The organism is Acidovorax sp. (assembly GCF_016783915.1).
Taxonomy (GTDB): domain Bacteria; phylum Pseudomonadota; class Gammaproteobacteria; order Burkholderiales; family Burkholderiaceae_C; genus Acidovorax.
The window spans coordinates 1-6,596 of sequence record NZ_JADHVT010000203.1; the positions used below are offsets into that span (position 1 = coordinate 1).

Consider the following 6,596-nt stretch of genomic DNA (forward strand, 5'->3'; position numbering starts at 1 on the left):
CGAGGCCCGCCACCCCACCCCGGTGCAAAAAAGCGCCGCCACCCGCGCCGCCAACGCGGCCCGCCGCCGCGCCGAGGCCGACCGCGTGGACCGCGAAGCACGCGAGCGCAGCGACTTTCTGAACAGCCCGCACTACCGCTGCCCCGAGCTGGACCGCAACCCCGGGCTCACCGACGCCCGCTTTGCCGCCTACCGCCTGCCCAGCCGCGTGGGCAACCGCCTGCACTTCCCTGACGGACGCATTGAAGAGGTACCACAGCCATGAGAACCGCTCAACACCTGCAATCCATGGTGATACAAGCCGCCATGGCACAACCCAAGGACCTGCCCAAGTTCTGGCGCGCCAGCACCACCCCCCACCAAAAGCTAGATGCCCGGCTCATTCACTGGGACCTGATCAACCGCTTTACCTCCGGCACCGCCGACGGCGCCGACCTGTGGGACTGGATGGAAACCGGCTTCACCTACTCGCAGCTGATGCGCCTGCTGGCCGAAGACGGCACCGAGTTCACCCCCGAGGCCATGGCCGCCATCGCCGACCAGCTCAACACCTACGAGGCCATCGCCCTGCGCCACGCCCGCACCGGCCGCGTGGGTTTCAACGCCACCGAGCTGCTGACCGCCCGCGCCGCCGCCTCCGTGTTCGACAGCCTCATCGAGCTGGACCGCTACGGCCTGGCCGAAAAGGCCGCGATCTGGAGCACTGAGCAGATGGAGCACGTGCGCCGGAAGATTTTGGCCTCCACCGCCGCTTAACTCCCATACCACCAACCCCTCCACCACCAAGGCACCCACCATGCACATCGAAACCGTCAACATCACCCTGCTGCAGCCCGAGGCCCCGCATGCCACACCCAGCAGCATGGACCAAGCGTTGCAGATTCTGCAGTCCCTGCAGCGCGCCACTGAAAGCACCACCCTGCGCACAGTGGCTGCACCATCTGCACCCGCAGCCACCACCGCACTCACCCCACCCGCACCCGGCCAGCCCTGGCCCGGCCAAGGCGGCATCTACATCTGCACACTGCCCTCCCAGTTTGGCCTGCCAGCGCGCCACCTGGTGGTCGGCACCAACGAGGCCGAAGACCTGACCTGGGGCCCATACGGCGAAGAGGCCCCTGGCGCCACCAGCCAGACCGATGGCCGCGCCAACACCGCCGCCTTGACTGCCAGCGGCAAAGGCCACCCCGCCGCCATCTGGGCCAGCCAATACACCGAAGACGGCCACGCCGACTACTACCTGCCCAGCCGCATCGAGCTGCTGATGTGCTACCTGCACGCGCCCCAGGTGTTCAAGACCTCGGGCTGGTACTGGAGCAGCTCGCAGGACTCGCGCAGCAACGCCTGGTGCCAGGCCTTCGAGTACGGCGGCAGCGGCGCCCTCGGCAAGGACTACGAGTTCCGTGCCCGTCCTGTCCGCAGCATTCAACTTTAGCCCTTTACCCCTTCGCCACTTTCCTCCACCCACCACCGGCGCGCAGCGCCGGTCCGACGCAAATTTTTGAAAGGCAGCACCCCATGCGCACCATCACCCTCCCCCTGTTCGGCGCCCTCCTTGCCACCCACGGCGGCCACTTTGGCGCCATCCTGCGCGGCGCAGCCGCTGACGGCAGCGAAGACTTTGCCCTGATCGTGGCCGAGCAGTCGGCCGAGATTGAAGACGCCGTTTGGTCTGAGGACTACACCACCATCGCAGGCGCCGACAGCAAGACAGACGGCCGCGCCAACACCGAGGCCATGGCCGCCGCAGGCCTGCAGCTGGCCCAGCGCATCCAAGCCCTGGACCTCGGCGGCCATACCGACTGGTACCTGCCCGCCGCCGCCGAGCTGCGCGCCCTGTCGGCCACCGTGCCCGAGCTGTTCAACCCACAGGACTACTACTGGAGCAGCACGCAGTACTCGCGCTACGGCGCCTGGTGCCAGGCCTTCGAGTGCGGCGACAGCGGCGCCGACCGCAAGGACGACGAGTTCCGTGCCCGTCCTGTCCGCAGAGTTCAACTTCACACCTTGAACACTTGAGCCCTCCCCAGCAGCACCACGGCGCGTAGCGCCGTCCGCGCGATTTTTTTGGCCCACCCCGACCCGTTTTGCACCATGTCTCTCGCAACCGACCTCGAAATCCACAAACAAGGCACCGCCCTGTTGGACCTGTGCGCCGACGTGCAGGCCCGCATACCCCGCGCGTTCCGCGCGTCCATGGGGTACCGCATTTCGGATGAGTGTGTCGAGATACTGGTGCTGATCGGCCGCGCCAACGCCGCCCGCCAGCCGCAAGACCGGGCCACCCACCTGGAGCAGCTGCTAGAGCGCCTGCAGGTAGCGCAAATCCTGCTGCGCACCGCGCACGCCAAGCGGCTGATCGCCACCAAGCTGTGGGCCACCAGCATCGAGCTGACCGACACCATCGGCAAGATGGCCAACGGCTGGCTCAAGTCCGCCCGGGCACGCTACACCAGCAGCCCGGCCAGCGATGGCGCTACACCCGCCACCGCTACACCGTCGGCAGAGCCACAGGGCTACACGCCCAGCCTGTTCGACACCACCGCCGCAGCGCCTGCAGCATGACAGTCAAGGCCGCCATGCCCGTGCGCTTTATGAATCTGGTCGAGCCGCTGGGCGCCCGCACACTCGCAGCCCCCACCGCCAGGCGCACCACGGATACCACCGCGCGGCACACCAGCGCGGCCCGGTCCGGCGCAGTTTCCCCGCTGATCGGCTGCGCAAGCCTTCGGCAGGGCGACGTAGATAGCTCGACGCTTCGCAGTACTCGCGCAACAACGCCTGGTGCCAGGACTTCGAGTACGGCAACAGCAACGCCAACAACAAGGACAACGAGTTCCGTGCCCGTCCTGTCCGCAGATTCATTCACCCAGGCGGGCCACCGCGCCCGCCACCCCATTTCCCGCATATCAACATGAAAGCCATCGACCTTTTTGCGGGCGCTGGCGGCTTCAGCACTGGCGCCACTATGGCCGGTTGCACGGTGGTGTGGGCAGCCAACCACTGGCCTGCCGCCGTGGCCGTGCATGCCGACAACCACCCCGCCACAACCCATGTCTGCCAGGACCTGCAGCAGGCCGACTGGCGCATCGTTCCATCACACGACATGCTCATGGCGTCGCCAGCCTGCCAGGGCCACAGCAAGGCCAAGGGCAAAGAGCGCCCCCACCACGACGCCATGCGCTCCACCGCCTGGGCCGTAGTGTCCGCCGCTGAATGCCACCGACCCGCCGTGGTTCTGGTGGAAAACGTGCCCGAGTTCGCTGCATGGCAACTCTACCCCGCCTGGTGCGCTGCCATGCACGCACTGGGCTACGCCCTGGCGCCGATGATTCTGGACGCAGCCGACCACGGCGTGGCCCAGCACCGCCGCCGACTGTTTGTGGTGGCCACGCGCAGCAAACACCCTATCGAACTGGCCCTGCAACCGCAGCCGCACATAGGCAGTGGCCAGATCATCGACTTTGATGCTGGGCGCTGGCAACCCATCCACAAGCCACGCCGCGCCGCTGCCACCCTGGCACGCATAGCCCACGGCAGGGCGCGCCACGGCAGCCGTTTCGTGACGGCCTACTACGGCAACGAACCTGGAGGGCGCAGTCTGGGCCGCCCACTGGGCACCATCACCACCATCGATCGCTGGGCCGTGGTGGACGGCGACCGCATGCGCATGCTGAGCATTCCCGAATGCCGCCGGGCTATGGGATTCCCCGACACCTACCGCCTGCCAGAGCGCGCAAGGGACGCCATGCACATGCTGGGCAACGCCGTGGTGCCAATCGTGGCGCGCGACGTGATCAACGCAATCAAGACCGCAGCATGACCACCCCCACCCTCGACACCCTCCTGCAGGCCTACATCGACTGCCGCCAGCACAAGCGCAACACCGCCAGCGCCCGCGAGTTTGAACAGCACCTGGAGCGCAACCTTTGCGACCTGCACGCCGAGCTGCTGGACGGCAGCTACCGGCCCGGCCGCAGCATCTGCTTTGCCATCACCCGCCCCAAGCCGCGCGAGGTGTGGGCCGCGCAGTTCCGCGACCGCATCGTGCACCACCTGCTCTACAACCACATCGGCCCGCGCTTTGAATCATCGTTTGTGGCCGACTCCTGCGCCTGCATCCCAGGCCGGGGCACCCTGTACGGCGCCCAGCGGCTGGAGGCCCAGGTGCGCAGCTGCACCCAGAACTGGGCCCGCCCCGCCTTCTACCTGAAGTGCGACTGCGCCAACTTCTTCGTCAGCATCCTCAAGCCCATCCTGCTGCAGCGCCTGGCCGCCCGCATCCATGAACCCTGGTGGCTGGCCCTGGCCACCACCATCCTGATGCACGACCCGCGCAGCGACGTCGAGGTGCGCGGCAAGACCAGCACCTTGCGCCGCGTGCCCACGCACAAGAGCCTGTTCAACGCGCCCGCCGATACGGGCCTGCCCATCGGCAACCTGAGCAGCCAGTTCTTCGCCAACGTGCTGCTGGACGGCCTGGACCAATACACCAAGCACCAGCTGCGCGCGCCGCACTACGTGCGGTATGTGGACGACTTCATCCTGCTGCACCCGGACGCGCAATGGCTCAGCGCCACGCTGCGCGACATCACCGCATGGCTGCCCGCCAACCTGGGCGTGCAGCTCAACCCCAGCAAGACCATCCTGCAGCCGGTGGACAGGGGTATCGACTTTGTAGGCCAGGTTATCAAGCCCTGGCGCCGCACCACCCGCCGCCGCACCCTGGCCAGCGCTCTGCAGCGCATCGAGCACCTGCCAGCCGCCGAGGTCTTCAGCGCAGGCAACAGCTACCTGGGCCTGGTGCGCCAAGCCAGCCACAGCCACAAGGAGCGCGCAGCCGTGTGCCGGGCATTGCTGAAACGCGGGCACGCGGTGGAAGGGATGAATTTGAGCAAGGCATTCAGGAGGAATGAGGCATGACTGATTTTGAGCACCGCCACGCCATCCGAGAGGGTGAGCAGAACGCCGCCAGCGAGAGCTATTTCACAGCCCGCCCACAGATCGACACCAACGACCGCCGCAAGGCTTTTCAGGCTGGCTTTGAACGTGGATGGGATTCAGCCGCAAGTGCAGCTGGCGAGCCCGTGGCATATGCGGTGTTTTCCGACAACGGGAACATCCGCCTTTGGTCTCAACAGCCAATCGACCATCCAGACGCCCAGCCCCTTTACAAACCAGCATTCCAAAGGGAAACCACGACTCGCGAAGTGGCAACGCCGCCAATCGATGGCGAAATCGCACTAATCGAAAAGGCAGTCCAGCGCGTCGGCATCAAAAGCCTGCTGAACCACGGGGCCGGGTCGCTGGTGTGGTCGGAGGGGGTGAACGGCGTCACTCAGGGCGACCTGGTGGCATACACCCGAGAGATTGCTTTGCACTGCGCCGTTGCGTTATCTGCCGCCGCTCCCACCAAAGAACCGGGAGGCGCCTGATGCAAGACACCACCAAAGACCACAGCCGCGTCAGCCCCCAAGGTAAAGCCATGGGCAAAAACGCAGCCCGGCTGGCTGCGCTTGGCCTCCAGCGCCTGCAAGCCGCCGGCCTGGCCGACGTGCAGGCCCCCATGCTGCGGGCCGAAATGTGCAAAACCTGCGCCTGCCAGCCCAACACCGTGCCCAACGGCTGCCTGCAAACGCAACTGGACTTCCTCAAGTCGGCGGCAGAGGGGCTGCCATTCCGCTGCCACGCGCCCAACGACGGCCGCATATGTGCAGGCTGGACCCGAGCCCGCGCCGAGCTGGTGGCCAACCCACTGCCGCCCGAGGCCATGGAGCTGATCGACAAGTGGGACTACTCGCCACCGGATGAGGAGCAAGCAGCATGACCACCACCCAAGCCCCCATCGAGCCAGAAAAAATGCTGTCCCCAGGCACCCCCATGGTGCTAGACCTGCCCGGCGTGGCCACCACGCTGTGCGTTTCACCCTCCACCGTGCAGCTAATGGTGCGCCAGGGCGAGTTCCCCGAGCCGCGCCAACTGTCAGGCCGCAGGGTGGGCTGGCTCACCATCGAGGTGGCGGCCTGGGCTGCGTCGCGGCCCAAATCCGTGCAACTGCCCCCGCACAACACAGGGGCGCCCAAGCCCAGGGTTAAGCGGGCTGAGCTGCAGCAAGAGTGACGATACCCTCCAGGTGCGCATCGAGCGCGGCCAGCCAGTGGGCCCGCTCCTTGTCGTACCGGTACAGGTTGTAATCCCCTGCCACGCCGGGCACCACGTGCCCCAGGATGGCCTCACCCACCTCATGCGGGCAACCCATGGCCGCCAGCAGGGTGCGGCCAGTGCGGCGTAGGTCGTGCGGCGACCAGTGGGTGACGGGCAGGCGCTTGCGCACATGGTCTGGCCGGGTTTTGCAGTAGGGCTGCAGGTAGTGCACTTTGGTCTGCATGTAGGTTTGTGACTGTGCCCTGATCTCGCCCGACCGCGCCTGGCTGGGGAACAGCCATTCACCCCCAGCGGCCACCAGGCGCCGCACAATCTTTTCAGCCCGGCCAAACAGTGGCACGCGCAAATCCACAGCGCCCACGATGTGCCGGTTTTTGGTCATGCTCTTTGGCATGGTCCACCACAGCACACCCGCCTCTTCGCGCAGGTGC

The 6,596-nt window shown here is 66.6% G+C and carries 10 protein-coding genes and 1 pseudogene; 10 read left to right on the top strand and 1 reads right to left on the bottom strand.

The features are described from left to right. The 10 genes from ISS20_RS22495 to ISS20_RS22540 form a co-directional block, all read left to right on the top strand. A partial coding sequence (locus tag ISS20_RS22495) for a hypothetical protein (RefSeq protein ID WP_291439720.1) occupies positions 1-265 on the top strand: 265 nt, incomplete at its 5' end. After that, complete coding sequence (locus tag ISS20_RS22500; protein ID WP_291439722.1) at positions 262-756, top strand: hypothetical protein; 495 nt, start codon at positions 262-264, stop codon at positions 754-756. The genes ISS20_RS22495 and ISS20_RS22500, both read left to right, overlap by 4 nt. A 40-nt stretch (positions 757-796) precedes the next feature. Further along, positions 797-1,435: a DUF1566 domain-containing protein gene (locus tag ISS20_RS22505; RefSeq protein ID WP_291439724.1), complete on the top strand. Its 639-nt coding sequence runs from the start codon at positions 797-799 to the stop codon at positions 1,433-1,435. An 83-nt stretch (positions 1,436-1,518) separates the two neighbouring features. Next, positions 1,519-2,019 (top strand): DUF1566 domain-containing protein, encoded by a 501-nt coding sequence (locus tag ISS20_RS22510; protein ID WP_291439726.1) that lies wholly within the window; start codon positions 1,519-1,521, stop codon positions 2,017-2,019. 75 nt (positions 2,020-2,094) lie between these two features. Further along, positions 2,095-2,565, top strand: a complete 471-nt coding sequence (locus tag ISS20_RS22515; protein WP_291439727.1) for a four helix bundle protein — start codon at positions 2,095-2,097, stop codon at positions 2,563-2,565. A 349-nt stretch (positions 2,566-2,914) separates the two neighbouring features. Continuing rightward, positions 2,915-3,823, top strand: a complete 909-nt coding sequence (locus tag ISS20_RS22520; protein WP_291439730.1) for a DNA cytosine methyltransferase — start codon at positions 2,915-2,917, stop codon at positions 3,821-3,823. Beyond that, on the top strand, positions 3,820-4,923 hold the full coding sequence (locus tag ISS20_RS22525; protein ID WP_291439732.1) for an RNA-directed DNA polymerase: 1,104 nt from the start codon (positions 3,820-3,822) through the stop codon (positions 4,921-4,923). Before ISS20_RS22520 ends, ISS20_RS22525 begins: the two co-directional genes overlap by 4 nt. After that, positions 4,920-5,435, top strand: coding sequence for a hypothetical protein (locus ISS20_RS22530; protein ID WP_291439733.1), 516 nt, complete (start codon positions 4,920-4,922; stop codon positions 5,433-5,435). Before ISS20_RS22525 ends, ISS20_RS22530 begins: the two co-directional genes overlap by 4 nt. Continuing rightward, entirely contained in the window at positions 5,435-5,827 is a 393-nt protein-coding gene (locus ISS20_RS22535) for a hypothetical protein (protein ID WP_291439735.1), read from the top strand. The genes ISS20_RS22530 and ISS20_RS22535 overlap by 1 nt, the downstream gene beginning before the upstream one ends. After that, entirely contained in the window at positions 5,824-6,120 is a 297-nt protein-coding gene (locus tag ISS20_RS22540; RefSeq protein ID WP_291439737.1) for an AlpA family phage regulatory protein, read from the top strand. The genes ISS20_RS22535 and ISS20_RS22540 overlap by 4 nt, the downstream gene beginning before the upstream one ends. On the opposite strand, the pseudogene ISS20_RS22545 reads toward ISS20_RS22540, so the two are convergent. After that, positions 6,092-6,596: pseudogene (locus ISS20_RS22545) on the bottom strand (integrase); the annotation flags it as partial. The gene ISS20_RS22540 and the pseudogene ISS20_RS22545 overlap by 29 nt on opposite strands.

Bases quoted from the DNA above. Each gene is read 5' to 3' on its own strand.
- ISS20_RS22500 (WP_291439722.1), top strand. From the start codon at position 262: ATGAGAACCGCTCAACACCTGCAATCCATGGTGATACAAGCCGCCATG.
- ISS20_RS22505 (WP_291439724.1), top strand. From the start codon at position 797: ATGCACATCGAAACCGTCAACATCACCCTGCTGCAGCCCGAGGCCCCG.
- ISS20_RS22510 (WP_291439726.1), top strand. From the start codon at position 1,519: ATGCGCACCATCACCCTCCCCCTGTTCGGCGCCCTCCTTGCCACCCAC.
- ISS20_RS22515 (WP_291439727.1), top strand. From the start codon at position 2,095: ATGTCTCTCGCAACCGACCTCGAAATCCACAAACAAGGCACCGCCCTG.
- ISS20_RS22520 (WP_291439730.1), top strand. From the start codon at position 2,915: ATGAAAGCCATCGACCTTTTTGCGGGCGCTGGCGGCTTCAGCACTGGC.
- ISS20_RS22525 (WP_291439732.1), top strand. From the start codon at position 3,820: ATGACCACCCCCACCCTCGACACCCTCCTGCAGGCCTACATCGACTGC.
- ISS20_RS22530 (WP_291439733.1), top strand. From the start codon at position 4,920: ATGACTGATTTTGAGCACCGCCACGCCATCCGAGAGGGTGAGCAGAAC.
- ISS20_RS22535 (WP_291439735.1), top strand. From the start codon at position 5,435: ATGCAAGACACCACCAAAGACCACAGCCGCGTCAGCCCCCAAGGTAAA.
- ISS20_RS22540 (WP_291439737.1), top strand. From the start codon at position 5,824: ATGACCACCACCCAAGCCCCCATCGAGCCAGAAAAAATGCTGTCCCCA.